This is a genomic window from Paracoccus sp. R86501 (assembly GCF_042466435.1).
GTDB lineage: Bacteria > Pseudomonadota > Alphaproteobacteria > Rhodobacterales > Rhodobacteraceae > Paracoccus.
This window is the reverse complement of record NZ_JAXHPZ010000001.1, coordinates 615,269-641,898: the sequence shown is the minus strand read 5'-3', so window position 1 is coordinate 641,898 and position 26,630 is coordinate 615,269. Positions and strand designations below refer to the sequence as shown.

General features: G+C 63.7%; 27 protein-coding genes. 19 read left to right on the top strand and 8 right to left on the bottom strand.

Features of this window, described 5'->3' with window-relative positions; all coding sequences use genetic code 11:
• Positions 1-21: 21 nt before the first annotated feature.
• The gene (locus SJY40_RS03240) at positions 22-771 is read right to left on the bottom strand and encodes a hypothetical protein (protein ID WP_378942681.1); all 750 of its coding nucleotides are present in this window, start codon (positions 769-771) and stop codon (positions 22-24) included.
• A gap of 145 nt (positions 772-916) precedes the next feature.
• On the opposite strand from SJY40_RS03240, the gene purB reads away from it, so the two are divergent.
• The 4 genes from purB to gap all read left to right on the top strand — a co-directional run bounded on the left by purB (position 917) and on the right by gap (position 4,621).
• On the top strand, positions 917-2,230 hold the full coding sequence (purB, locus tag SJY40_RS03235) for an adenylosuccinate lyase (protein WP_378942678.1): 1,314 nt from the start codon (positions 917-919) through the stop codon (positions 2,228-2,230).
• 80 nt (positions 2,231-2,310) lie between these two features.
• The gene (locus SJY40_RS03230; protein WP_378942676.1) at positions 2,311-3,321 is read left to right on the top strand and encodes a FliG C-terminal domain-containing protein; all 1,011 of its coding nucleotides are present in this window, start codon (positions 2,311-2,313) and stop codon (positions 3,319-3,321) included.
• A gap of 66 nt (positions 3,322-3,387) precedes the next feature.
• On the top strand, positions 3,388-3,531 hold the full coding sequence (locus SJY40_RS03225) for a hypothetical protein (protein ID WP_378942673.1): 144 nt from the start codon (positions 3,388-3,390) through the stop codon (positions 3,529-3,531).
• A gap of 88 nt (positions 3,532-3,619) precedes the next feature.
• The gene (gene gap, locus SJY40_RS03220; RefSeq protein WP_378942671.1) at positions 3,620-4,621 is read left to right on the top strand and encodes a type I glyceraldehyde-3-phosphate dehydrogenase; all 1,002 of its coding nucleotides are present in this window, start codon (positions 3,620-3,622) and stop codon (positions 4,619-4,621) included.
• Positions 4,622-4,672: 51 nt separating this feature from the next.
• Here gap and SJY40_RS03215 read toward each other — a convergent pair whose 3' ends face one another.
• A complete protein-coding gene (locus SJY40_RS03215; protein WP_378942669.1) occupies positions 4,673-5,425 on the bottom strand; it encodes an SDR family NAD(P)-dependent oxidoreductase in 753 nt (250 codons plus the stop codon).
• Between the two features lie 61 nt (positions 5,426-5,486).
• Positions 5,487-5,801 carry an antibiotic ABC transporter gene (locus tag SJY40_RS03210; RefSeq protein ID WP_378942666.1) on the bottom strand — a complete coding sequence of 105 codons (315 nt, stop codon included), beginning with the start codon at positions 5,799-5,801 and terminating at the stop codon, positions 5,487-5,489.
• Positions 5,802-5,958: 157 nt separating this feature from the next.
• On the opposite strand from SJY40_RS03210, the gene pyrC reads away from it, so the two are divergent.
• From pyrC to SJY40_RS03165, 9 genes are all read left to right on the top strand, one after another.
• Positions 5,959-7,002 carry a dihydroorotase gene (gene pyrC, locus SJY40_RS03205; RefSeq protein ID WP_378942664.1) on the top strand — a complete coding sequence of 348 codons (1,044 nt, stop codon included), beginning with the start codon at positions 5,959-5,961 and terminating at the stop codon, positions 7,000-7,002.
• Positions 6,999-7,670: an orotate phosphoribosyltransferase gene (locus SJY40_RS03200; protein ID WP_378942661.1), complete on the top strand. Its 672-nt coding sequence runs from the start codon at positions 6,999-7,001 to the stop codon at positions 7,668-7,670. The genes pyrC and SJY40_RS03200 overlap by 4 nt, the downstream gene beginning before the upstream one ends.
• A gap of 121 nt (positions 7,671-7,791) precedes the next feature.
• The gene (locus SJY40_RS03195; RefSeq protein ID WP_378942659.1) at positions 7,792-9,279 is read left to right on the top strand and encodes a replicative DNA helicase; all 1,488 of its coding nucleotides are present in this window, start codon (positions 7,792-7,794) and stop codon (positions 9,277-9,279) included.
• Positions 9,280-9,352: 73 nt separating this feature from the next.
• Positions 9,353-9,997 (top strand): peptide-methionine (S)-S-oxide reductase MsrA, encoded by a 645-nt coding sequence (gene msrA / locus SJY40_RS03190; protein ID WP_378942656.1) that lies wholly within the window; start codon positions 9,353-9,355, stop codon positions 9,995-9,997.
• A gap of 64 nt (positions 9,998-10,061) precedes the next feature.
• Positions 10,062-11,258, top strand: coding sequence for a multidrug effflux MFS transporter (locus tag SJY40_RS03185; RefSeq protein WP_378942654.1), 1,197 nt, complete (start codon positions 10,062-10,064; stop codon positions 11,256-11,258).
• A gap of 60 nt (positions 11,259-11,318) precedes the next feature.
• Positions 11,319-12,716, top strand: coding sequence for a short-chain fatty acyl-CoA regulator family protein (locus SJY40_RS03180; RefSeq protein ID WP_378942651.1), 1,398 nt, complete (start codon positions 11,319-11,321; stop codon positions 12,714-12,716).
• Positions 12,717-12,903: 187 nt separating this feature from the next.
• Entirely contained in the window at positions 12,904-14,199 is a 1,296-nt protein-coding gene (locus SJY40_RS03175; protein ID WP_378942649.1) for a DUF5930 domain-containing protein, read from the top strand.
• Positions 14,189-14,689, top strand: coding sequence for a polymer-forming cytoskeletal protein (locus SJY40_RS03170; protein WP_378942646.1), 501 nt, complete (start codon positions 14,189-14,191; stop codon positions 14,687-14,689). The genes SJY40_RS03175 and SJY40_RS03170 overlap by 11 nt, the downstream gene beginning before the upstream one ends.
• Positions 14,690-14,804: 115 nt before the next feature.
• Positions 14,805-15,653, top strand: coding sequence for a fumarylacetoacetate hydrolase family protein (locus tag SJY40_RS03165; RefSeq protein WP_378942644.1), 849 nt, complete (start codon positions 14,805-14,807; stop codon positions 15,651-15,653).
• Here SJY40_RS03165 and coaD read toward each other — a convergent pair.
• The 3 genes from coaD to SJY40_RS03150 form a co-directional block, all read right to left on the bottom strand.
• Positions 15,644-16,141: a pantetheine-phosphate adenylyltransferase gene (gene coaD / locus SJY40_RS03160; RefSeq protein WP_378948255.1), complete on the bottom strand. Its 498-nt coding sequence runs from the start codon at positions 16,139-16,141 to the stop codon at positions 15,644-15,646. The genes SJY40_RS03165 and coaD overlap by 10 nt on opposite strands.
• Before the next feature lie 87 nt (positions 16,142-16,228).
• The gene (locus tag SJY40_RS03155) at positions 16,229-16,690 is read right to left on the bottom strand and encodes a CBS domain-containing protein (RefSeq protein WP_378942642.1); all 462 of its coding nucleotides are present in this window, start codon (positions 16,688-16,690) and stop codon (positions 16,229-16,231) included.
• A 57-nt stretch (positions 16,691-16,747) separates the two neighbouring features.
• A complete protein-coding gene (locus tag SJY40_RS03150; RefSeq protein ID WP_378942639.1) occupies positions 16,748-17,659 on the bottom strand; it encodes a LysR family transcriptional regulator in 912 nt (303 codons plus the stop codon).
• Positions 17,660-17,761: 102 nt separating this feature from the next.
• On the opposite strand from SJY40_RS03150, the gene SJY40_RS03145 reads away from it, so the two are divergent.
• The 6 genes from SJY40_RS03145 (at position 17,762) to SJY40_RS03120 (ending at position 23,974) form a co-directional block, all read left to right on the top strand.
• The gene (locus tag SJY40_RS03145; protein ID WP_378942636.1) at positions 17,762-19,261 is read left to right on the top strand and encodes a CoA-acylating methylmalonate-semialdehyde dehydrogenase; all 1,500 of its coding nucleotides are present in this window, start codon (positions 17,762-17,764) and stop codon (positions 19,259-19,261) included.
• 92 nt (positions 19,262-19,353) lie between these two features.
• On the top strand, positions 19,354-20,484 hold the full coding sequence (locus SJY40_RS03140; RefSeq protein ID WP_378942634.1) for a carboxylate-amine ligase: 1,131 nt from the start codon (positions 19,354-19,356) through the stop codon (positions 20,482-20,484).
• Between the two features lie 80 nt (positions 20,485-20,564).
• A complete protein-coding gene (locus SJY40_RS03135; protein WP_378942631.1) occupies positions 20,565-21,710 on the top strand; it encodes an acyl-CoA dehydrogenase family protein in 1,146 nt (381 codons plus the stop codon).
• Positions 21,711-21,714: 4 nt separating this feature from the next.
• On the top strand, positions 21,715-22,722 hold the full coding sequence (locus tag SJY40_RS03130; RefSeq protein ID WP_378942628.1) for an enoyl-CoA hydratase/isomerase family protein: 1,008 nt from the start codon (positions 21,715-21,717) through the stop codon (positions 22,720-22,722).
• The gene (mmsB, locus tag SJY40_RS03125) at positions 22,719-23,588 is read left to right on the top strand and encodes a 3-hydroxyisobutyrate dehydrogenase (RefSeq protein WP_378942625.1); all 870 of its coding nucleotides are present in this window, start codon (positions 22,719-22,721) and stop codon (positions 23,586-23,588) included. Before SJY40_RS03130 ends, mmsB begins: the two co-directional genes overlap by 4 nt.
• 86 nt (positions 23,589-23,674) lie before the next feature.
• Complete coding sequence (locus tag SJY40_RS03120) at positions 23,675-23,974, top strand: hypothetical protein (protein WP_378942622.1); 300 nt, start codon at positions 23,675-23,677, stop codon at positions 23,972-23,974.
• Here SJY40_RS03120 and recN read toward each other — a convergent pair whose 3' ends face one another.
• Together recN and SJY40_RS03110 are read right to left on the bottom strand one after the other, a co-directional pair.
• Entirely contained in the window at positions 23,975-25,621 is a 1,647-nt protein-coding gene (gene recN, locus SJY40_RS03115) for a DNA repair protein RecN (RefSeq protein WP_378942619.1), read from the bottom strand.
• Between the two features lie 39 nt (positions 25,622-25,660).
• On the bottom strand, positions 25,661-26,509 hold the full coding sequence (locus SJY40_RS03110) for an outer membrane protein assembly factor BamD (RefSeq protein ID WP_378942617.1): 849 nt from the start codon (positions 26,507-26,509) through the stop codon (positions 25,661-25,663).
• Between the last annotated feature and the right edge of the window lie 121 nt (positions 26,510-26,630).

Here is a 26,630-nt window from a genome sequence, read left to right as displayed (position 1 = left end):
CCCTTCGTCATTCGTGGCAGCTTACAACCGGTTGATCCGGTGGTCGCCCCCATCATCATGGGCCTGCGGTGCAGGCGTCGGCGCGGGTGTCGGCGCTTGTCGCGGTGCTGGGGCCGGTCCCGGCGCGCCGTTGACCATGGATTTCAGCTGATCGGCCGCCGCCACGAAATCGGCAACAATGGTGGTCGCCTGCTGCGACACGCCGCGGAAGCTGTCGAAGGCCGTCACCAGCGATTGCGCGACGCCGTTCAGGCCATCGGTCAGCTCGGTCGCGGTGCGGGTCAGGTCCTGGGCGAAATTCGACCGGTCACGCCCCTGCCCCGCCTTGGCACGCAGGCGCGCCTTCTGGGTGGCATCTTCCCGGGCTTGGGCACGGACGCGGCGGCGCATGGCCTCGCGGTCGTCTTCCTCCATCTGGGCAAAGCGGGGGGCGACCGGAGCGGGACCGGTCAGACGCGGAGGCACGGTATCGGGACGTTCGCTGGCAACCAGCTTGCGCGCCGCGATCGAGGTCGCAGCCGTGATGCCGGCAACACCAAGCGCCATGCCACCCCAGACGATGATCTTGGCGCTCAGCGAGGGTTCGGGCCATGCATGGCGTCCATCGGGCGACACCCGCCCCGAGGGCGGCACCTTGCTGACACGCATCGGGCGGTGGGGATAGGGGCTGCCGGTCTTGTGCCCTTCGGGGACCGGGCGCGGGCCGAACCGTGTCTGGCTGGTGTGATCGGCTTCGGTCAGTTCGGGATGGGGTTCATGGGGGCGGCGCATGGCGTACCTCGTCTTGAATGGCATTTCTTGACGACAGAACCCGCCATCTGGGCGGAATGTTCCCCCCGAATGCACGCAGGCGTGATGAAAACTTGCCCCTGCGGCACGTCGAGGCTATGCCCACGGCAACCGAAAGGAGCCCTCCATGATCCCGCGTTATTCCCGCCCCGAAATGGTCGCCATCTGGTCCCCCGAGACCAAGTTCCGCATCTGGTACGAGATCGAGGCCCATGCCTGCGATGCCCAGGCCGATCTGGGCGTGATCCCGCGCGAGAACGCGGATGCGGTCTGGAAGGCCAAAGACGTCCAATTCGACGTCGCCCGTATCGACGAGATCGAAGCCGTCACCAAGCATGACGTCATCGCCTTCCTGACCCATCTGGCCGAACATGTCGGCAGCGATCAGGCGCGTTTCGTGCATCAAGGCATGACGTCGTCCGACGTGCTGGACACCACGCTGAACGTCCAGCTGGTCCGCGCGGCAGATATCCTGCTGGCCGATATGGACAAGCTGCTGGATGCGCTCAAGCGCCGTGCCTATGAACACAAGGACACCGTCCGCATCGGTCGAAGCCACGGCATCCACGCCGAACCCACCACCATGGGTCTGACCTTTGCCCGTTTCTATGCCGAAATGGCCCGCGGTCGCGCCCGTCTGGACGCCGCGCGCACTGAAATCGCCACCGGCGCGATCAGCGGCGCGGTCGGCACCTTCGCCAATATCGACCCCGCGGTCGAAGAACATGTCTGCGCCAAGATGGGCCTGCGCCCCGAGCCGATCAGCACGCAGGTCATCCCGCGCGACCGCCACGCGATGTTCTTCGCCACCCTCGGCGTCATCGCCAGCAGCATTGAAAACGTCGCCACCGAAATCCGCCACATGCAGCGCACCGAGGTGCTGGAGGCCGAAGAATTCTTCAGCCCCGGCCAGAAGGGTTCGTCGGCCATGCCGCACAAGCGCAACCCCGTCCTGACCGAAAACCTGACCGGTCTGGCGCGTCTGGTGCGCATGTCGGTCATTCCGGCGATGGAAAACGTCGCCCTGTGGCATGAACGCGATATCAGCCATTCCTCGGTCGAACGCGCCATCGGGCCGGATACGACCATCACGCTGGACTTCGCGCTGAACCGTCTGGCGGGCGTCGTCAACAAGCTGGTCATCTATCCCGACAACATGCTGCGCAACATGAACCAGTTCAAAGGTCTGGTCATGTCGCAGCGCGTGCTGCTGGCCCTGACCCAAGCCGGTGTGTCGCGCGAGGACAGCTATCGTCTGGTCCAGCGCAACGCCATGAAGGTCTGGGAAAAAGGCGCGGACTTCAAGACCGAGCTGTTGGGCGATGCCGAGGTGACCGCCGCGCTGTCCCCCGCCCAGATCGAGGAGAAATTCGACCTCGGCTATCACACCAAGCATGTCAACACGATCTTCAAGCGCGTTTTCGAACAGGCGCCCTTGTAAAACCACCCGCCCGCTAACCTTGCGTTAGGGTTGTTCTGCCAAAGGTGGTCGTCAGGAAGATGACCACCAAGGGGGCAGTGATGACCACGCAGATCGGGCTTAGCCAAAGGCAGAAGGCGGCCGTCATTGTCCGCCTTTTGCTGGATGACGATCAGGTCGCGGGGCTGGATCGTCTGGACAGCGACGCACAGACATTGCTGGCGCAGGAAATGGCCGGAATGCAGTTGATCGACCGCCAGACCCGCGATGCCGTCATCACCGAATTCTGCGACCGGCTGGAATCGGTCGGCGTGACCTTTCCGGGTGATATGGACGGGACGCTGGCGATGCTGGGCGCGCGGATTTCCGACACCAGCAGCGACCGGGTACGACAGGCCGATGCCATATCGGGGCGCGGTGACCCTTGGGGGCGTATCTGCGCACTGCCCAACGACACGCTGATCAAGCTGGCGCAGGCGGAATCCGTCGAACTGGTCGCGCTGATGATGTCCAAGCTGCCGGTCGAGGCGGCCTCGGCCACCTTCCTTGCCTTGTCACGCGATCGGGCGCGATCGGTGGCGCAGGCGATGTCGATGACCGCCGCCGTCACGCCCGAGGCGTTGAAGCGTGTGGGGCTGGTCCTGCTGCAGGCCGCAGATGCGCTGCCCAAACCCGCGATCCCCACCCCCGCCGCGGATCGCATGGGCGCCATCCTGAACTTTGCCACCGCCGATCTGCGCGACGACGTGCTGCAGGTGCTGGACGAACGCGATATCGGCTTTGCCGACGGTGTGCGCAAGGCGATCTTCATCTTTGGCCACATCCCCACCCGCCTCGAGCCGCGCGAAGTGCCCCGCGTGGTGCGCGATGTCGATCCGGCCCGGCTGGTCCTTGCCCTTGCCGCGACCGAACCTGACGATCAGGCCGCGGCCGATTTCATCCTGTCGAACCTGTCCCAACGCATGGCCGACGGCCTGCGCGAGGAACGCGACGCGCTTGGCAAACCCCGCGCCAAGGACATCGAGGATGCCAAGACCGAGGTCGTCTCGACCATCCGGCGCCTGCAGGAAGACGGGCAGATCACCCTGCGCCTGCCACAGAATGACGAATAGGCTGGCGGCGAAAGCGTCTTGCCCCCGAACGCGCGCCGCGTGATAAACCCCTCACCGGAGGCGCAGATGACCAATCAAATCGCAATCGCCCTGCTGCTGCTGATCGCCGCAGCCTTTCTTGTCGATCAAGTCTGGCTGGGCGGCACGTTGCCGCTGTTCGTAGGCAAGACGATGGATCGGTTCATCGAATATTGCGCCTTCTGGCGTTAGGTCGCCATCTGCGGCCATCGTCGCGTTTGCATCAAGGTTGCCGTCACGTTAGAGGATGGCAACCGTCACCTGCTCAAGAGGGGTACCCATGGCAGTCAAGGTCGCCATCAATGGCTTCGGCCGTATCGGTCGCAACGTCCTGCGCGCAATCATCGAATCGGGACGCACCGATATCGAGGTTGTCGCCATCAACGATCTGGGCCCGGTGGAAACCAACGCCCACCTGCTGCGCTATGACAGCGTGCATGGTCGCTTCCCCGCCAAGGTCACCGTGGATGGATCCTCGATCGACGTGGGCCGCGGCCCGATCAAGGTGACCGCCATCCGCAATCCGGCAGAACTGCCGTGGGGCGATATCGACGTCATCATGGAATGCACGGGCATCTTCACGTCCAAGGAAAAGGTGCAGCCGCATCTGTCAACCGGCGCCAAGCGGGTGCTGATCTCGGCCCCTGGCCAGGATGCCGACAAGACCATCGTCTTCGGCGTCAACGACGACACGCTGACCGCCGATGACCACGTCGTCTCGAACGCCAGCTGCACCACCAACTGCCTGTCGCCGGTGGTCAAGGTCCTGAACGACACGATCGGCATCGATCGCGGCTTCATGACCACGATCCACAGCTATACCGGCGACCAGCCGACGCTGGACACCATGCATGGCGACCTGTATCGCGCCCGCGCTGCAGCGCTGTCGATGATCCCGACCTCGACCGGTGCGGCCAAGGCCGTGGGTCTGGTTCTGCCGGAACTGAAGGGCAAGCTGGACGGCGTCGCCATCCGCGTGCCGACGCCGAACGTCTCGGTCGTCAACCTGACCTTCGAAGCAAGCCGTGACACCACCGTCGAAGAAATCAACGCTGCCATCCGCGCTGCTGCCGACGGCCCGCTGAAAGGCGTGCTGGGCTACACCGACGAACCGCTGGTATCTTCGGACTTCAACCACGATCCGCATTCGTCGATCTTCCACATGGATCAGACCAAGGTCATGGAAGGCCGCCTGTGCCGCATCCTTACCTGGTACGACAACGAATGGGGCTTCTCGAACCGTATGTCGGATACCGCCGTCGCGATGGGCAAGCTGATCTAAGCTTGCACCACAGCACATTGAAAAGGCGGCGGGATCATCCCGCCGCCTTCTTCATTCGGCATAGATCATCTTGACGCCTATGCCACCGTCGACAACAAAACTCTGCCCGGTGATGAACCCCGCCTGATCCGAGGCAAGCCAACTGACCAGCCCCGCGATATCGTCCGGCGTTCCAACACGCCCGACCGGATGCTGTGCCTTGTCGGTCTGCGAATGTTCGGGATGGGTCCGATTTTCCTGCTTTTGCCACGGGCCGGTTTCGATCCAACCGGGCAGGATGCAATTCGCACGAATATCGGGACCAAGGCTGACCGATAACGCGCGGGTCAAGGCCGTCAACGCCCCCTTGGCGGCGGAATAGGCCTCGGTCTGTGGTTCGGATTGCAAGGCGCGGCTCGACGACATCATAACGATGCTGCCACCCACCATCCGCAGCAAAGGCACCGCCGAACGCGCGCAAAGGAATGCCCCCGTGACGTGGCTGTCCTGCCACCGCTGCCAGTCGCGCAAGGACAGGTTTTCGATCGGTCCGCAGAAGGGGTCGGCGATGCCCGCATTGCAGACCAGCAGATCAAGCCCCTGTCCGTCCAGCCATTGTCGAAGCTTGTCGAAACAGGTGACGATCTGATCTTCGTCGCCGACATCTGCCTGCAGCGTCAGGATGGCATCATCGTCGGCACCAAGTTCTGCCAATGCCTGATCGTCCAGATCAAGGGCCGCGACGCGCCAACCTTCTTGGCGCAATCGCGTCACGATGCCTTTGCCGATGCCTTGCGCACCGCCGGTAACCAATGCCGTCTTCATCATGTCCCCATCCGGTCATTTCTTGACCAGACAACGGGACAGAGACGGCACCGTTCCCCGATTATCCGCTTTTGGAGGTCAGACGACGGCTGTTGGCGCGGGTCCGCTTGCCATAAGGGCGCAGGGCGGCCGACATGACACGTTCGGGGCTGGCTCCGGCCATGCCAGCCTTGGCCATGGCGAACATCGACTCGGATGCGGCGGCCTGCTTTTCTGCGATCATGCGGAAATTCTCGCCCGGTTCCTGCGGCATCAGGCCCATCATGCCCGCCATGCGCATTCCGATCACCATCTGGGATTCGATCGCCATGCGGGAAAACTGGCTGACCAAACGCATCTGGGCGGCAGGCAGCACCATTGGCATCATCATGTTCATGTCCGGATCTTTCTGTGTTGCACCGGCACCAATGTGGATCGGATGATCAAGGGTGCCCGTTGAGATCGCAAGAAGCAACTGCGACCAAGGGGCAAGGTTCCAAGAAACATGCAGCTGACGCTTGGCAAGACGCCATGACAATGTAAAAGGCAGATCCATGACACAGACGCTGACGCTTCGCCGCCCCGACGACTGGCACCTGCACCTGCGCGATGGCGCGATGCTGGCTGCCGTGGCCCCTCATTCCGCGGGCTTCGGCCGTGCGATCATCATGCCGAATCTGGTGCCCCCCGTGGTGACGGGCGCGCAGGCCGCGGCCTATCGCGACCGGATCATGGCCGCCCTGCCCGAAAATGCACCTTTGCAACCGCAGATGACGCTCTATCTGACCGATGCGACCGATCCCGCCGATGTGGTCGCCGCCTTCAGGGCCGGTATCATCCGCGCGGTCAAGCTGTATCCGGCGGGGGCAACCACCAATTCCGACAGCGGCGTGACCGACATGGACCGCGTGCGCCCCGTGCTGGAGGCGATGGCCGAAAGCGGCATCACCCTCTGCGTCCACGGCGAAGTCACCGACCCCGCCGTCGATATCTTCGACCGCGAGGCCGTCTTCATCGACCGCGTGCTGGACCCGATCCGCCGCAAGGTGCCGGGTCTGCGGGTGGTCATGGAACATATCACCACCTCGGACGGCGTCGATTACGCACGTTCCGGTGGCGACGATCTGGCCGCGACGATCACGACGCATCATCTGGTCATCAACCGCAATGCCATTCTGGCAGGCGGCATCCGGCCACATTATTACTGCCTGCCCGTCGCCAAGCGCGAAAGCCACCGTCTGGCCCTGCGGCAAGCCGCCACCAGCGGCGAGGGTCGGTTCTTCCTTGGCACCGACAGCGCGCCCCATCCCGATACCGCCAAGCTGCAACCCTGCGGCTGCGCGGGCTGCTTTACCGCGCCGAACACCATGTCGATCCTTGCGCAGGTCTTCCAGGACGACAGCGCGCTGGACCGGCTGGAGGCCTTCACCAGCCTGAACGGCGCGGCCTTCTATCGCATGGCGCCGTCTGACGATCGCATCACCTTGGTGCGCCGCGACACGCCCGCCCCCTATCCCGCCACCATTTCCGCCGGCGACGAAGAGGTCACCGTCTTCGACCCCGGCTTCCCCCTGTTCTGGCATCCGGAGACCGCATGAGCCTGACTTTCCCCACGCGCGACGAAATCGCCCGCCTGACCGCCCGGATGCTCCTGGAGATCAAGGCCGTCGACTTCAACGCCGAAACGCCCTTTACCTATGCATCCGGCCTGAAAGGCCCGACCTATGTGGATTGCCGTCGCATCATCAGCTTTCCGCGCGTCCGCGCCACGCTGATGGATTTCATGGCCGCGACCGTCATGCGCGACGCGGGCTTCGAGGCCTTCGACAACGTTGCAGGCGGTGAAACCGCGGGCATCCCCTTTGGCGCGATGGTGGCCGAACGCCTGTCGCTGCCCATGACCTATGTCCGCAAAAAGCCCAAGGGCTATGGCCGCAACGCCCGTATCGAGGGCGTGATGACCGAAGGCCAGCGCGTGCTGCTGGTCGAGGATCTGACCACCGACGGCGGCTCGAAGCTGTCCTTCGTGGATGCCATCCGCGAAACCGGCGCGACCTGCGCGCATACGGCGGTGATCTTCTATTACGGCATCTTCCCCGAAACCACGCAACGTCTGGCCGATCACGGGGTGCAGCTGCACCACCTGTGCACCTGGTGGGACGTGCTGGCCGAGGCCCGCGAACAAGAGGCCTTCGACGAAGCCACCCTGACCGAGGTTCAGCATTTCCTGACCAACCCGCGCCAATGGCAGGCGACGAACGGCTGAAGACGGTTTTATCCACAAGCTGTCCACAGTTTCATCAACCGAAATTTTGGCGGGGGTCGTGTCATCGGCCCCCGTCTTGCGTTAGAATGACAGCTTCGAACATCAGGAAGGCGGCATGGACATGACCGGATTACGCGTCATCACACCGGGTCAGGACGGGGCCGAGGGCGAGAAGACCTCGATCCCCTATTCGCTCGAGGCGGAGCAGCAGTTGCTGGGCGCGCTTCTGACCAATAACGACGTGTTCGACCGGGTCAGCCAGATCATCAAGGCCGACCATTTCTATCACCCCGTCCATGCCCGCATCTATGACATCTGCGGCGAACGTATCCGCAAGAACGCGCTGGCCAGCCCCGTCACCATCAAGGCCTTCCTTGAAAACGATGAAGGCCTGAAGGAACTGGGCGGCCCCGCCTATCTGGCCCGCATGGCCAGTTCCGCGATCAGCGCCTATGCCGCGCGCGACTACGCCCAGATGATCCGCGAATTTGCCCTGCGCCGGGAATTGATGCAGCTGGGGCAGGATATTTCTGCCCGCGCGTCCGCTGTCGAAGTAGGCGATGAGGCCGAAGAACAGATCAAGGCCGCCGAACAGACGCTCTACAAGCTTGGGGAACAGGGCGTTGCCGAACGCGGCTTCCAAAGTTTCCTGAAAGCCGTCACCGGCGCCGTGCAGGTCGCCAATGCCGCATATCAGCGCGACGGCAAGCTGTCGGGGATTTCCACCGGGCTGGTCGATCTGGACGGCAAGATGGGCGGGTTGAACAATTCGGACCTTGTGATTCTGGCGGGTCGTCCCTCGATGGGGAAGACCTCGCTGGCGACGAACATCGCCTTCAACATCGCCAAGGCGCATAAGATGGGCGAAAAGCCCGACGGCACGCATGGGACCGTCGAAGGCGGCGTCGTGGGCTTCTTCAGTCTGGAAATGTCGGCCGAACAGTTGGCCGCGCGTATCCTGTCGGAGGCCGCCGAGGTGCCGTCCGAACGCATCCGTTCCGGCAACATGGACGAGGCCGAGTTCCGTCGTTTCGTCGAAGCCGCCCATGCTTTGCAGAACTGCCCGCTGTTCATCGACGACACGCCCGCCCTGCCCATCAACCAACTGGCCGCCCGTGCGCGCAAGCTGAAGCGGACACATGGGCTGGACGTGCTGATGGTCGACTATCTTCAGCTGCTGAAGGCCGCTTCGGCCAAGGACAGCCGCGTGAACGAGGTGTCCGAGATCACTCAGGGCCTGAAGGCCGTCGCCAAGGAATTGAACATCCCCGTCATCGCCCTGTCGCAGCTGTCGCGTCAGGTCGAAAACCGCGAAGACAAACGCCCGCAGCTGAGCGACCTGCGCGAATCCGGCTCGATCGAGCAGGACGCCGATATCGTGATGTTCGTCTTCCGCGAGGAATACTACAAGGAACGCGAAAAGCCTTCAGATGCCGATCTGGACGCGATGGCCAAATGGCAGCAGATCATGGAAAACGTCCATGGCAAGGCCGAGGTCATCCTGGGCAAGCAGCGCCACGGTCCCATCGGCACGGTGGAACTGTCCTTCGAGGGTCAGTTTACCCGTTTTGGCAACCTTGCCCGCGACCGTCAGACGCAGTGGGACTGACCTCCATCACGCGCGCTTGACTTGATCGACAGGCCCCCTGCACGCAGGATGCTGCGAAATGTAGGAGGCCACGATGACCATGCCCAAACGCCTTGCACTGGCGGCGTCCCTTGCTTTCAGTTTCGCCGCCCCCGCCATCAGTCAGGCACAGGAAACCGCCATCGTCGCCGGCGGCTGCTTCTGGTGCGTCGAGGCCGATTTCGAAAAAATGGCCGGCGTCTCCGAGGTCTATTCGGGCTTTACCGGCGGGACCCTGGCCAACCCCAGCTATGAACAAGTCACGGCTGGCGGCACCGGCCATTACGAGGCCGCACGCATCCTCTATGATCCCGCCCGCGTCAGCTATGACCAAATCATGTATGCGTTCTTCCGTTCGGTGAACCCGACCGATCCGGGCGGGCAGTTCTGCGACCGGGGCGACAGCTATCGCACCGCCATCTTCGTGCGCAACGCCGCCGAACGCCAATCAGCCGAGCGTGCCAAGGCGCAGGCCGCCGCCGATTTGGGCAAAAAGATCGTGACGCCGATCTTAGACGCGGGACAGTTCTATGACGCCGACGCCTATCATCAGGATTACTACAAGCAGAAGGACCTGATCCTGACGCGCTTCGGTCCGCGATCCAAAGCCTCGGCCTATAAGCTGTATCGCGATTCATGCGGGCGCGATCAGCGGGTGCGCGACCTGTGGGGGAATGCCGCACCTTTCGCCAATCACTAGTCTTGCACGATCTGCATAATCGGAGGAAGCTGTCGCGCCTGCCCCGCGGCCTTCAGGAACTCCGATGTCACAACTGCGCACTGCCCCCCACCTGCTGACCCTTGTGGTCCTGTCCGGCGTCTCGGCGCTGTCGATGAACGTGTTCCTGCCGTCGCTGCCCGGCATGGCGCGCGATTTCGACGTCGATTATTCGGTGATGCAGCTGTCAGTGTCCGCCTATATCGGGGCCAGCGCGGTGCTGCAGCTGCTTGGCGGACCGATCAGCGACCGCTTCGGACGCAGGCCCGTGGTGCTGTGGTCGCTGGTGCTGTTTCTGCTGGCGACGATCGGCACGATGCTGGCCGACGATATCACCACCTTCCTGATCTTCCGCCTGCTGCAATCGGTCATCACCGTCTGCATGCTGGTGCCGCGCGCGGTGGTGCGTGATCTTTACGACGGGGATCGGGCGGCCTCGATGCTGGGCTATGTCACCATGGGCATGGCGGTCGTGCCGATGATGGCCCCGGTCTTCGGCGGGGTCTTGGATGAACTGTTCGGCTGGCAGGCCAATTTCGCCGTCATGGGGCTGCTGGCGCTGATCGTACTGGGGGTGGCGTGGCGCGACATGGGCGAGACCGTGCGCGGCGGCGGCATGCCCCTGCGGCGGCAGATGGCGAATTACCCCATCCTGTTCCGGTCGCACCGCTTCTGGGGATATTGCTTGGCGGCGACGCTGTCCTCGGGGGCCTTCTTCGCCTATCTGGGCGGCGCGCCCTTCGTGGGCGACAAGGTCTTTGGCCTGACACCCGCGCAGGTCGGCTATTGGTTCGCGGCACCCAGCATCGGCTATATCACCGGCAATTTCATCTCGGCGCGCAACTCGGCACGGCTGGGGTTGAACCGGATGATCCTGATCGGGGCCATCACCTGTCTGACCGCGCTGTCGGTCGGGCTGGCGGCCGATCTGGCAGGCCATGTACGCCCGCTGATCTTCTTTGGCGCCATCGCGGCGATGAGCTTGGGCAACGGCATGGTCCTGCCCAATGCCAACGCCGGGATGATGAGCATCCGACCCGAGCTTGCGGGCACGGCCTCGGGGTTGGGTGGGGCGCTGGCCGTGGCGGGGGGCGCCGTGCTCTCGGCGCTGGCCGGGGCGCTGTTGCAGCCGGGCAGCGGGGCGACGCCGCTCTTGACCATCATGTGCTGTTCGGCCCTGGGCTCGCTTCTGGCCATCGGATGGGTCTTTCACCGTGAACGCCGGATCATGGTCCCCGCCTGAGACCACTTGCCGCGACGCCTTTGCAAAGGCTAACACTGGCTTTGCAACGGTGGGGACAGCATGGCCACGCAAAAGATCTATGCCGGCAGCGCGCTGCGCGAAACCCGCGCCCGTGCCGGGCTGACGCAGAAGCGCTTTGCCGAGACGCTTGGCGTATCCCTGCCCTATCTCTCGCAGATGGAGAACAACCACCGGCCCATTTCGGCCGGTGCGTTGCTGCGGCTGGCACAGGAATTCGGCGTCGATCTGACCACTCTGGCCGCAGGCGACGCCGAACGCATGGTCATCGACATGCAGGAGGCTTTGGCCGACCCCCTGTTCGACGCCACGCCCCCCTTGGCCGATCTGCGGTTGGCCGCGACCAACGCGCCGGTGCTGGCGCGGGCGTTTCTAGACCTCTATCGCGCGCATCGTCAAGGGCAGGAACGGCTGGCCGCGATGGATCAGGCGATCGGCGCGGACGGTCGCAACAGCCTGAGCACCCCCTGGGAGGAGGTGCGCGACTTCTTCCACTATTGCGACAACTACATCGACGCCGTCGATCGCGCCGCCGAACATTTCGCCTGTCCGGACGGGCTGCGTCAGGACCCGTGGCAGTTGGCCGTGGCGGCACTGGCGCGGTGTGACATCCATGTGCAGATGGCGGAAATGCCCGCCAATTCCGTCTTCCGCCGTCAGGGAAACCAGATCCTGGTGAATGCCGCATCCGAACCCGCCACGCGTCTGTTCCAGTTGCTGCACATCGTGGCGCTGGAACGTCAGAACGACCTGCTGGAGGCGACGCTGGATCTGGCGCGTTTCCGCAGCGATACCGCACGCGACATCGCGCGGCTTGGGCTGGCCAATTACTTCGCCGGGGCTGCGCTGATGCCCTATCGCCCCTTCCTGGCCGCCGCCCGGGCCGAGCGTCACGACCTTGAACGCCTGTCGCATCTGTTCGGCGCATCGTTGGAACAGGTGGCCCACCGGCTGTTGACGCTGCAGCGACCGGGGGCCAAGGGCGTGCCGTTCTTCTTCGTGCGCGTCGATCAGGCGGGCACCATCACCAAGCGCCATTCCGCCACGCGGCTGCAATTCGCGCGCTTTGGCGGAGCTTGTCCGTTGTGGAACGTGCATCAGGCGTTCGAACAACCGGGCCGCTTCCTGCGCCAATTGGCCGAAACGCCGGACGGGGTGCGCTATCTGTTGCTGTCGCGGGACGTGTCGAAACATGCAGGCGCCTTCAACGCGCCGGTGCGCCGCTTTGCCATCGGGCTGGGATGCGAGGTCACACAGGCCGAGGGCATGGTCTATGCCGACGGGCTGGACCTGACCAAGCCGCGGGTCTTCGATCCCATCGGCATATCCTGCCGGATTTGTCCGCGACCCGACTGCCACCAGCGTTCGGTGCCGCCAATCGACCGGCCTTTGCGCATCCCGGCGGACCGCGACGGCCCCCTGCCATATGAAATAGCGTGACTTATCAATAGGTCCGCCTTTGTATAGGCAATTACTTGCCGACTGCAGCAGAGATCCGCCAATCAAGGGAACCAATCGCCCCGACCCTGTTGCCAAGAAGGCACAGGTGCTGTTTACCCGATGCTGAACGGAACCAACGCGCAGTATCTGCAAATAATCGCGCGTATTCGGGGGACAGTGTCAGACAATGGCTGTTATCGATCGACTGAACTCTTCGCTGGAAAAGTGGCTGCCCGAGCAGCGCCTGTTCCTCCGGTCCGACGATACCACCCGCTTCGTGCGTCTGCGCCCCCTGACCCAGCTTGCCGGCATCAGCGGCATGACCGCCGTCTTCGGTTGGACGCTGGTGGCCAGTTCGTTCCTGGTGATCGACGCCGTCAGTTCCGGCAATTCGCGCGACCAGATGCTGCGGGCGCAATCATCGTTTGAGGAACGGCTGGACCAGCTGTCGGCCGAACGTGACGCCCGTGCCGCCGAAGCCCTGGCCGCCCAAAGCCGCTTTACGGTCGCGCTGGATCAGGTGTCCAAGATGCAGACCCAGCTGTTGAAATCCGAAGAACAGCGCCGCGAGGTCGAGACCGGTCTTGATGCCGTCCAGACCACCCTGCGCGACGCCATCACCGAACGCGATCAGGCCCAGGCCATCGTCACCGCCGAAGCGGGCGATCAGGCTACCCCCGACCGCAGCGGCGAGTTTTCGGTCGCGCTGGACATCCTGTCGAACGAATTGCGCAGCGCTGCCGATCAGCGCGCCTCGGCTGAACAGGAAGCTGCCGACGCACAGCTGGCCGCGCAGGAACTGACCGTCGAGCGTGACCAGATCCTGGCCCGCAACGACGAAATCCTGACCCAGCTCGAGGACGCCGTTTCGGTCTCGGTCAAGCCGCTGGACGATGTGTTCCGTTCGGTCGGGATGAACCCCGACGACGTGTTGAACACCATCCGCCGCGGTTATTCCGGCCAAGGCGGCCCGCTGACCCCGATGTCCTATTCAACCCGCGGCGACGCTGCGCTGAGCCAGGGTGAAACCAAGGCCCGCCAGATCATCGTCACGCTGGACCAGATGAACACCTATCGCATCGCGATCGAAAAGCTGCCGCTGGCGATGCCGGTCAAGGCCAGCTTCCGCTATACCTCGGGCTTCGGTCGTCGTTGGGGTCGCATGCATGAAGGCATCGACATGGCTGGTCCGATCGGCACGCCGATCTATGCCACGGGCGATGGCGTCGTCATCCATGCAGGCCGCGCCAGCGGTTACGGCAATCTGATCAAGATCCAGCATGAGCTGGGCACCGAGACCCGCTATGGCCACCTGAACCGCATCAACGTCAAGGTTGGCGATAAGGTGTCGCAAGGCGATCGCATCGGTGATATGGGAAACACTGGACGTTCGACCGGCCCGCACCTGCATTACGAAGTGCGCATGAAGGGCCGCGCCGTGGACCCGATGAGCTTCATCAAGGCAGCAGACAATGTTTTCTAAGACCCGCGTGACTGAAAATACCCGCCCGCAGCAATCCTCCGGCCCGCAACCTGCACCCGAGGCAGCCGCCCCCGCAACGCCCGAGCGCACCCCCGAGGCCCCTGCCGCCCCGGCAAGCGCACCGCGTGCGCGCACGACGCCTTCGGTGCTGTCATCGGACCTGACGGTCATCGGCAACATCAAGACCCAGGGCGACATCCAGATCGAAGGCACGGTGGAAGGCGACATCCGCGCCCACCAGTTGACGGTCGGTGAATCCGCCACCATCAAGGGCGAAATCGTAGGCGACGACGTCATCGTCCATGGCCGTGTCATCGGTCGCGTCCGTGGCCTGAAGGTGCGCCTCAGCGCCTCGGCCCGTGTCGAGGGTGACATCATCCACAAGACGATCGCCATCGAATTGGGTGCGCATTTCGAAGGCTCGGTCCAGCGTCAGGAAGACCCGCTGGCCAATGGCGGCACCAAGAAGCTGGCACCTCCCGCCGAGTGATCCACCCCACATGACGATCAGGGCCCGCTTCGGCGGGTCTTTTTCATGCGCTATTCCCCTTGGCCCCGCAGGGTGCCACAGTCGCCCCGAATGCCGACACATGGGGGGAAACCATATGAAACTGCTGCGCCACGGACCGGTTGGGTCCGAAAAACCGGGACTGCTGGATGCGGACGGTCAGGTCCGCGACCTGTCGGGTCAGATCGACGATATTTCGGGCCCTGCCCTGACGACTGCAGGCCTGCAGCATCTGCGCGAACTGGACCCTGCCAGCCTGCCGTTGGTTCCAGCGCAGGGCCTACGCATGGGGGCCTGCGTCGCGGGCGTGGGCAAGTTCATCGCCATCGGCTTGAACTATGCCGACCACGCCGCCGAGGCGGGCATGGACGTTCCTGCCGAACCCGTCGTCTTCACCAAATGGACCAGCTGCATCGCGGGACCGGACGACGATCTGCATCTGCCGAAAGGATCACAGCACACCGATTGGGAGGTCGAGCTGGGCATCGTCATCGGTGACGCGGGTCGCGACATCGCGCCCAAGGATGCGTTGAACCACATTGCGGGCTATTGCGTCGTCAACGACATCAGCGAACGCGACTGGCAGATCAACCATGGTCCGACATGGGACAAGGGCAAAGGTTACGACGGCTTTGGTCCCATCGGCCCCTGGCTGGTCACACGGGACGAGGTTCCCGATCCGCAATCCCTGCGCCTGTGGTTAGAGGTTGACGGCGAAATGCGGCAGGACGGTAATACCCGGACGATGGTCTTCGGCGTGGCCGAACTGGTCGCCTATTGCTCGCGGCTAGCGACCTTGCATCCCGGCGACATCATCACCACCGGGACGCCGCCGGGCGTGGGCATGGGCCAGAAGCCCCCGGTCTATCTGCGCAACGGGCAAGTCATGCGGCTTGGGATCGAAGGTCTGGGCGAACAGCGCCAGCGCGTGATCGGTCAGCCCTGATCGTAACGGGTGATCAGCGCCTGACAGACCGGCGGCGTGACGAATTTCGACACGTCGCCGCCAAGCCGGGCAATTTCCTTGACCAGTTTCGAGGCGATCGCCTGACGGCGGGCATCGGCCATCAGGAAGACCGTTTCGATCTCATGGTCCAGCGCGCGGTTCATGCCGACCATCTGGAATTCATATTCAAAATCGGCCACCGCCCGCAGACCGCGCACGATCATCGAGGCCCCCACGTCGCGGGCACAGTCGATCAGCAGGTTCTCGAACGGGTGGACGACAATTTCGCCGCCGGTCTTGGCGGCGATGGCATCGCATTCGGCCTGCACCATGGCCACGCGTTCTTCCAGGCTGAACAACGGCCCCTTGTCGCGGTTGATGGCGACACCGATCACCAGACGGTTGACCATCACCATGGCGCGCTGCATGATGTCGATATGACCCAAGGTGATCGGATCGAAGGTGCCGGGATAGAGTCCGATGCGCATGGGGCTGACGTCCTGTTTCAAGGTATCGGCCTTCAGGCAAACCGCATTTGCCCCCGAATTGCAAGTTCGTGATATCGTGGCGCCGCGTCAGCTGCCCATGATCATCCCGGTCAGCGCGTCCTTTTCGGCCGCCAGTTCCTTCAGCCGCCCGCTGACGGCATCCCCGATGGACACCACGCCCAGCATGTCGCCATTGCCATCGACCACAGGCATGTGGCGGAAGCGGCCCTCGCTCATCCGCTGCAGCACGGCCATGCCGTCTTCGCCGGGCGCGCAGGTCTGGACCGCCTTGGTCATCACACCGCTGATGGGTGTGGTCAGGACAGCCGTGCCGTGCTTGCCCAGCTGACGCACGATGTCACGTTCCGAAAGGATGCCTTCGGGCGTGCGCCCGTTCGATGACACGACCACGGCACCGATCCGCTGTTCGGCCAGCAGGGTCGCAGCCTCGGCCAGAGTGGCTTCGGGCTTGATCGTCACGATCAATCCAGCCTCGATCCACGGCTTGTCAGTATCCGATTTCATCGACAGCAGTTGCTTGACCAGCATCAGACGCCCCCCTTTGCGGCTTGGTTACCCTTATCAAATTCGCACAATCGCCCCGCGTCAAGTGGGACCATCGCCCGGATCGGTCAACTGTGCCTCCAGCCGGGCAACCTCGGCGCGGATCCCGGCGGCCAAAGCCTCGGCCAGCAGGGTCAGCCGACGCGATGCGCGATCGTCGGCGTGGCGGATCATCCAGAAGCTGCGGCGCAGGCTGATCTGGTCGGTCAGGATGCGCGTGACCCCCGGCGCGAAGGGAATGGCAAAGTCATGCACGATGCCCAGACCCGCCCCCGCCCGCACCGCCTGCATCTGCACCGCGACCGAATTCGAGCTGATCTGCGCCGTCTCCAGTCCCGTCGCGGACAGGTAATCCAGCTCACGGTCGAAGATCATGTCGGGTATATAGCTGATGATCCGGTGCCCGCGCAGATCGTCCAGCCCCTTCACCGGCGGGTGGCGGTACAGATAGTCGCGATGCGCGGCCAGATGCAGGTGGTAGTCGGTCAACCGCTGCACGACTAGGCGGCCCGTATCGGGGGGCGATACGGCGATGGCCATATCGGCCTCTCGCTTCGTCAGGTTGACCACGCGCGGCAGGGCGACGATCTGGATTTCCAGCCCCGGATGGGCATCGCAGAGATCGCGCGCCACCTGTGGCAGCAGGTAATTGGCGCAGCCGTCCGGCGCACCGATGCGCAGCTGGCCGGTCAGACCGGCATCGCGGCGCACTCCTTCGGCGGCGGCGGCGGCGGCCTGTTCGGCAGCCTCGGCGGGGGCGACAAGGCGCGCACCTTCCGCCGTCAGGGCATATCCCTGCGGCGTCTTCAGGAACAGCGCTGCGCCCACCGCCGCCTCCAGCCGCGCGATGCGCCGCCCCACGGTCGAGGCATCCATCGTCAGACGCCGCCCCGCCGAAGACAGGCTTTCCGTCCGCGCCACCGCCAGAAATATCCGCAAGTCGTCCCAGTCCATTCCGCAACCTTTGCAAAAATGCAAAACCCTTTTGCCATCATTCATCTTTATCTGGCATTTCCGCAAGGATATCGTCCCGGCAACAACATTCAGGAGGACGGCATGAAAGAGATTCATCACTGGATCGACGGCAAGGAAACCAAGGGCACCTCGGGTCGCTTTGCCGATGTCTTCAACCCCGCCACCGGCGAAGTTCAGGCGCGACTGTCGCTGGCCACCAAGGCCGAGCTGGACGCCGCCGTCGAAGGCGCCGCCAAGGCACAGGTCAAATGGGGCTCGACCAACCCGCAGCGCCGCGCCCGCGTGATGATGAAATTCGTCGATCTGATCAACCGCGACATGGACAAGCTGGCCGAGGCCCTGTCCGCCGAACACGGCAAGACCTTCCCCGACGCCAAGGGCGACGTCCAGCGCGGGTTGGAAGTCATCGAATTCTGCATCGGCGCGCCGCATCTGCTGAAGGGTGAATTCACCGACAGCGCCGGCCCCGGCATCGACATGTATTCCATGCGCCAGCCGCTTGGCGTCGTTGCGGGCATCACGCCCTTCAACTTCCCCGCCATGATCCCGCTGTGGAAGATGGGCCCGGCGCTGGTCTGCGGCAACGCGATGATCCTGAAACCGTCCGAGCGTGACCCCTCGGTTCCGCTGATGCTGGCCAAACTGCTGCAGGAAGCCGGTCTGCCCGATGGCGTGCTGCAAGTCGTCAACGGCGACAAGGACAGCGTCGATGCGATCCTGGACAATGAGACCATCCAGGCCGTCGGCTTTGTCGGCTCGACCCCCATCGCGCAATACATCTATGAACGCGCCTCGGCCAACGGCAAGCGTGCGCAGTGCTTCGGCGGTGCCAAGAACCACATGATCATCATGCCCGATGCCGATCTGGATCAGGCCGCCGACGCGTTGATCGGGGCCGGTTACGGCGCGGCTGGCGAACGCTGCATGGCGATCTCGGTTGCTGTGCCGGTGGGCGAAAAGACCGCCGACGCGCTGATCGAGAAGCTGATCCCGCGCATCGAAAAGCTGAAGGTCGGTCCCTGGACCGCGGGCGACGATGTCGATTACGGTCCGGTCGTCACCAAGGCCGCCAAGGAAAACATCCTGCGTCTGGTCCAGACCGGCGTCGATCAGGGTGCCGAACTGGTCGTCGATGGCCGCGACTTCAACCTGCAGGGATACGAGGACGGCTTCTTCGTCGGCCCGCATCTGTTCGACCGCGTCACGCCCGACATGGACATCTATACGCAGGAAATCTTTGGCCCGGTCCTGTCAACCGTCCGCGCCGGCAGCTATGAAGAGGCCATCCAGCTGGCGATGGACCACGAATACGGCAACGGCACGGCCATCTATACCCGCGACGGTGACACGGCCCGCGATTTCGCCAGCCGCATCAACATCGGCATGGTTGGCGTGAACGTGCCGATCCCGGTTCCGCTGGCCTATCACACCTTCGGCGGCTGGAAGAAATCGGGCTTTGGCGACCTGAACCAGCACGGCCCGGACGCGTTCCGCTTCTATACGCGCACCAAGACCGTGACCGCACGCTGGCCCTCGGGCATCAAGGAAGGCGGAGAGTTCAACTTCAAGGCCATGGACTGATCCCACGACCCTGATCTGAACGAACCGGATGGACCGGGGGCCCGCGCCCCCGGTCCATCGCGACCACGGGCTTCCCTGAATGGAAACCGCCCATGACCACCGAACCTGATTTCACCCTTGGCATCGAAGAGGAATATCTTCTTGTCGATGCCGATACCGGCGATCTGGCCCCTGCCCCGCAGGCGCTGATGGATGCCTGCACCGCCGAGCTGGGCCATCAGGTCAGCCCCGAATTCCTGCGCTGCCAGATCGAGATCGGCACCCCCGTCAGTGCCAATGTGACCGAGGCCCGCGACCACCTGCGCCGCCTTCGCGCCTGCGTGTCACGCCATGCCGCCGATCACGGGCTGGCACCGATTTCCGCGTCCTGCCACCCGCTGGCCGATTGGCGTGATCAGGACCACACCGACAAGGACCGCTACAACCAGCTGTCGCGCGATCTGGGCGGCGTGGCGCAGCGGATGGTCATCTGCGGGATGCATGTCCATGTCGGCATCCCCGACAAGGCGCAGCGCATCGACCTGATGAACCAGCTGTCCTATTTCCTACCGCATCTGCTGGCGCTCTCGGCCTCCAGCCCGTTCTGGCAAGGGCAAGATACGGGGCTGGCCTCCTATCGCACGACGGTCTTCGGGGGGATGCCGCGCACCGGCCTGCCGCCGTTGATGCGCAGCTGGGACGAATACGAACGGTCCATCAAGGCGCTGACCGATCTGGAGGTGATCGAGGACAGCAGCAAGATCTGGTGGGACCTGCGCCCCAGCAACAAGTTCCCGACGCTGGAAACCCGTATCTGCGACGCCTGCCCCCGGATCGAGGATGCCGTGACGCTGGCCGCCCTGATCCAGGCGACGCTGCGGATGCTGTGGCGGCTGTCGCGCAGCAATATCCGCTGGCGGGAATACGACAACTTCCTGCTGGGCGAGAACCGCTGGCGGGCCATGCGCTATGGCACCTCGGAAGGGCTGATCGATTTCGGCGCCCGCCAGATCGTCCCTTTCGACCAGATCGCCGAGGATTGGCTGGCCCTGATCGCGCGGGATGCCGATGCGCTGGACAGCCAGCCACAGGTCGCCCGCCTGCGCGACATGGTGGCACGGGGCACGGCCGCGCAGGCACAGCGCGACGTCGCCGCCCGCGCCCGCAGCGCCGGTGCGACCTCGCCCGAGGTGATGCGCGCCGTGACGAAACACCTGACGGAGCAGTTCACATGCGACCTATGACCGCCGGGCCTTGCAATATTCTGGCAACATCTGGCAATTAAACATCTGTTCAATTCAGCACATCTGGGGAGGGATGCCGCATGGATTTCGCACTGAGTGAGGAGCAGCAGGCCATTTTCGACATGGCCCGCGATTTCGGCCAATCCCGCATCGCCCCCTTCGCCCGCGAATGGGAAGCCGAAGGAACCATTCCCCGCGACCTGTGGGCCGAGGTCGCGGAACTGGGCCTTGGCGGGCTCTACGTCTCCGAGGATCACGGCGGATCGGGCCTGTCGCGGCTGGACGGGACGCTGGTCTTCGAGGCCCTGTCGATGGCCTGCCCCTCGGTCGCGTCCTTCCTGTCGATCCACAACATGTGTGGCGGCATGATCGACAAATTCGGCAGCGAAGAAGCAAAGCAACGCTGGCTGCCCGACCTGTGTTCGATGAAGCGCATCTTCAGCTATTGCCTGACCGAACCCGGCAGCGGGTCGGATGCCGCCGCCCTACGCACGACGGCCCGCGCCACGGACGACGGATGGATGCTGAACGGCACCAAGGCGTTCATTTCCGGTGGCGGCTATTCCAACGTCTATATCGCCATGGTCCGCACCGGCGACAACGGCGCCAAGGGGATCAGCACCGTGCTGGTCGAAAATGGCACGCCGGGCCTGTCCTTCGGCGCGCTGGAGGACAAGATGGGCTGGCGGTCCCAGCCCACCGCGCAGGTGCAATTCGACGATTGCACCATTCCGGCCGACAACCTGCTGGGTCAGGAAGGACGCGGCTTCAGCTATGCCATGGCAGGTCTGGACGGCGGTCGCCTGAACATCGCGGCCGCGGCCTTGGGCGGTGCGCAATCGGCGCTGGATGCGACGCTGGCCTATATGGGCGAGCGCCACGCCTTCGGGAAATCGCTGGACCAGTTCCAGGCCCTGCAGTTCCGCTTGGCGGAAATGGAGACCGCCCTGCAATCCAGCCGCATCTTCCTGCGCCAGGCCGCATGGAAGCTGGATCACGGCACCCCGGACGCCAGCAAGTTCTGCGCCATGGCCAAGCTGCATGTCACCGACCGTGCATTCGAGGTGGCCAACCAGTGTCTGCAACTGCATGGTGGCTATGGTTATCTGGCCGATTACGGGATCGAAAAGATCGTGCGCGACCTGCGCGTGCATCAGATCCTGGAAGGCACGAATGAGATCATGCGCCTGATCATCTCTCGGGCGCTGCTGGCCGAACGGGGGTAAGGCTTTGGAAGACCTGAATATTCGCATCAATGGCCGCGCGGGGCGTATCACCCTGACGCGGGAAAAGGCGCTGAACGCGCTGACGCATGACATGGCCTTGGCTGTTCTAAAGGCGCTGAACGATTGGCGCGACGATCCTGAAGTTGACCTTGTGATCATGGACGCGGCGGGCGACCGCGCCTTCTGTGCGGGCGGCGACATCGCGGCGGTCTATCACGCAGGGCGCGCGGGCAACCATCAGGTGGGGCGCGATTTCTTCCGTGACGAATACCTGATGAATGCCGCCATTGCGGATTTCCCCAAGCCGGTCGTAGCCTTCATGCAGGGCTTTGTCATGGGCGGCGGCGTCGGCTTGGGTGGTCATGCCAGCCACCGCATCATTGGCGACACGACCCGCATTGCCATGCCCGAAAGCGGTATCGGTCTGATCCCCGACGTCGGCGGGACGTGGCTGCTGGGTCGTGCGCCGGGGCGCATCGGGGAATATCTGGCGCTGACCGGCGCGCGGATGGGACCGGGCGATGCGATCCATGCCGGTTTCGCCGACACCTATCTGCCCGAGGCTGACTGGCCCGCCCTGATCGAAACGCTGGAACAGACTGGCGAAATTCACCGGATTACCGGGGCCGACGCCCCCGCCGCGACCCTAGCCTACCGCGATCTGTCGACCTTCGGCGGCCGCAATGTCGCCGACATCATCGAAGCGGTCGAATCCGCCAAAGACACCGACAGCCTCAAGGCGCTTCAACGAAACTCGCCCCTGTCGATGGCGGCGGGGCTGTTCATGGTCCGGGCCGCGCGGGGCGATCTGCGCATTCAGGAATCGCTTAGCCGCGAATACCGCTTTACGGCCCGCGCGACCGAACAGACCGATTTTCTGGAGGGCGTGCGCGCCCAGATCATCGACAAGGATCGCAGTCCGAAATGGACCGCCGAAGCTTCGACAGCGGCCGTGCAGGCCGTGCTGGCCCCCTTGGGCACCGACGAAATGACATGGGAGAACGCGGAATGAAGATCGGTTTCATCGGTTTAGGCAACATGGGCGCGCCCATGGCCGCCAATCTGGCCAAGGCAGGCCATCAAGTCACGGGCTTTGACACCGCCGCCCCCATGCCGCCGGGTGTGACCGCCGCCGACAGCGCCGAATGTGCCGCCGAAAGTGCCGATGTCGTTATCACCATGTTGCCGAACGGCCAGATCCTGCGTGCCGTTGCCGACAGCATCATCCCCGCGATGCAGGCCGGCGCGGTCCTGTGCGATTGTTCGACGGTGGATGTGGACAGCGCCAAGTTGGTCGCCGAACAGGCCCGCACGGCAGGGCTGGGTGCAGTGGATGCGCCGGTTTCGGGCGGGATCGGCGGCGCGCAGAACGGCACGCTGACCTTCATGGTCGGCGGCGACGTCAGCGATTTTGCCAAGGTCGAGGCTCTGCTTGAGATCATGGGCCAGAAGACCGTCCATTGCGGCGACAGTGGCGCGGGTCAATCCGCCAAGATCTGCAACAACATGATTCTGGGCGTCACCATGATCGCCACCTGCGAGGCTTTCGCCCTTGCCGACAAGCTGGGTCTGGACCGCCAGAAGATGTTCGACGTCGTGTCCACCAGTTCGGGCAGCAGCTGGTCGATGAACACCTATTGCCCGGCACCGGGGGTCGGCCCCAGCTCTCCCGCGGACAATGATTATCGCCCGGGATTTGCCGCCGAACTGATGCTGAAGGACCTGAACCTGTCGCAGCAGGCCGCGGAATTTGCCCATGCCGACACGCCCATGGGACGGATGGCCCAACAGCTGTATCAGCGGTTTGTCGAAGACGAAGACGGCCGCGGGCGTGACTTTTCTGCCATGCTGCCAAGATTTACATCGAAAGGACGCTGAATCCGATCACGGTCGGGTGGACTATGCGGAACCCTGCGGCAAAAGGCTGGTTGAGATATCAGAGATGAACCCGGGAACCGCGATCCATGAAGGCGCAGACGATCATAGTGGCAACCTTGATGGCAGGGCTGGGCCTCGGCTCGCTGACGACCTATGCGCCGGACACCTTGCGCGTGACCAGCGTCGCCGCCAAGCAGCCGGCGGATCGTCCCGTCATCGGTGAGGTTCCCGGCAAGGGTCAGGCGCGTCGTATCAGCAATCCGGGCAGCTATGGCCTGGGCGGCGACATCGCCGGAAGCGTTTATGCAATCGTTTCGGGACATCTGGTCCGGCTGGACAAGAAGTCTGGGCGGATCATCTCGATCCTGCGGCCCGTTCCAAGGTAATTAACCTGCCAGCAAGGCCCGTGCCGCATCTGTCGCCGCATCTGTCACGCGATCACCCGACAGCATCCGTGCGATTTCAGCGGTACGTTCTTCGGGATCCAAAGCGACGACATTCGAAGTCGTCATTCCCTTCGTCACCGATTTCGCCACACGGAAATGCACCGCACCAAGTGCCGCGACCTGAGGCGAATGGGTAATGACCAAGACCTGCGACCCTTGGGCCAAGGCCTGCAAACGACGCCCCACCGCATCTGCAGTCGCACCGCCGACGCCGCGGTCGATCTCATCGAAGATCATCACCAGCGCATCGTTGCCCCGCGCCAGACAGACCTTCAAGGCCAGCAGAAAGCGAGACAGCTCGCCCCCCGAGGCGATCTTGTCCAGCGGACCCGAGGGCGCGCCGGGGTTCGTGGCGACGGTAAAGGCTACGACGTCGCGTCCGTCCGGCCCCGCCTCGCCTTCCGATACCCGGGTTTCAAAGACGGCGCGATCCATCTTCAGCGGAACCAGTTCTGCGGTGACAGCGCGATCCAGCTGCTTGGCGTGGCGGGCGCGCTGTGCCGTCAGCTTGGCGGCCGCGTCGTCATAGGCCTGCGCGGCGGCTGCGGCATCGGCCCGCAGCGTTCCGATCTGCGCCTCACCGGCATCGATGCGACCCAGCCTTGTGCGAAGTTCATGTCCCAGTTCGGCCAGATCATCGGCCAGCACATCGTGTTTGCGCGCCAAGGCGCGTAGGGCAAACAAGCGTTCCTCGGTGGATTCCAGCAAATAAGGGTCGAACTCCAGCGCGCTCAGCGTGTCCTCGACGCCGCGTGTCGCCTCTCCCAGTTCGATCAGGGCACGTGACAGGGCGGCCAGTGGCGGATCAAGACGACCCTCTGCGTGGTCCGAGACGCCCTCCAACCAGCGACCGGCATCGACCATCGCCTTTTCGGCACCGTCATTTCCCAACAATTGCAGGGCGCGGGCGACATCGTCGCGGATCCGTTCGGCCCCCTGCATCTGCCTGCGGGCGATGTCGAGGCTTTGTTCTTCGCCGGGTTCGGGGGCAAGCTTGTCGATCTCATCAACGGCATGGCGCAGGAATTCTTCCTCCTGACGCGCAGCCTCCAGTGCGGCCTCGGCCTGCGCCAACTGCTGCGCGGCCTCGCGGCGCAGGTTCCACGCCTTGCGGACGGGTTTGGTATCGATGACGCCAAAGGCATCCAGCAGCGCGCGATGCCCGCGCGGGTTCAGCAGCCCGCGATCATCATGCTGGCCATGCAATTCCACCAGCGTTTCCGACAGCTTGCGCAGCACTTCGCCCGAAACGCGGCGGTCGTTGACCCAGCCGGTTTTGCGGCCATCCAGCGCGTTCACACGTCGCAGGATCAATTCGTCTTCCTCGACGCTGATCCCGGCTTCGGTCAGGACGGCACGCGCGGGATGATCGGCGGGCAGGTCGAAAACGGCCTGAACCTCGCCCTGTTGGGCGCCGCTGCGAACCAGATCGGCACGGCTGCGCCAACCCAGAACAAAGCCCAGACAATCCAGAAGAATCGATTTGCCCGCGCCGGTTTCGCCAGTCAGGACGTTCAATCCGGGGCCAAACCCCAAATCCAGCCGCTCGATCAGCAGCATGTCGCGGATATCAAGCGAACGGAGCATGCGATGTCGGACCGCGACCTTGGCCTGTATGGCGGAAGGCTACAGCCATCTTCCTTCAATGGTTTGGCGATAAACGTTGGTCAGCCAGCTGTCACCCTTGGCCTCGGCCGACAGACCGCGTCCGCGCAGCTGACGGAAGGCGTCCTGATAGAAGGGTGAGGACTGGAAATTGTGGCCCAGAATGGCGCCAGCGGTCTGCGCTTCGTCCATCAGGCCCAAGGCCAAATAGGATTCCACCAGACGCAGCAGCGCTTCGGGCGTTTGCGAGGTTGTCTGGAATTCCTCGACCACGACGCGGAAACGGCTGACGGCGGCGGCGTAATGGCCCCGCTTCAGATAATAACGCCCGATCTCCATTTCCTTGGCGGCAAGGTGATCGAAGGCCAGGTCGAACTTCAGGATGGCGCTGCGGGCATATTCGCTGTCGGGATATTGTTCGATGACAGTGCGCAGCCCCTGCAGCGCCTGGAAGGTCAGCCCCTGATCGCGACCGACATCGTCGATCTGGTCGTAATAGGACAGCGCCAGCAAGTATTGCGCATAGGCTGCATCTTCGTCTCCCGGATAGGTATCCAGAAAACGCTGCGCAGCGCCCCGTGCCTCTTCGTAGTTCTTGGCTTTGTGGTTGCCATAGGCCTGCATGATCAAGGCACGCTTGGCCCATTCGGAGTAGGGATAAAGGCGCTCGATTTCGCTGAAATAGAAGACCGCGTCATCGGGTTCGCCGCTGTTCTCCAGCTCGAACTCACCGCGTTTGTAGATTTCTTCTGCGGTGAATTTGTCGAGGTTCTGCTTTCGTGCGGCGTCGCCGTTGCCGGCACACCCTGCAAGAACCAAGCCCGACAGCATCACAGCCATCACCGAAGCCGAAATTTTCGAGCCCGCCATCTTTACCCTGCCCTACAATTCTGCCGTGCGGCCGCCCCTGAAAGGCTGCGCTGCCGGCACCTCCTAGCACAGAACATCAGGGGGCGCAAAATGGCAATCCGTTGAATTCCGCGTGGGTTTC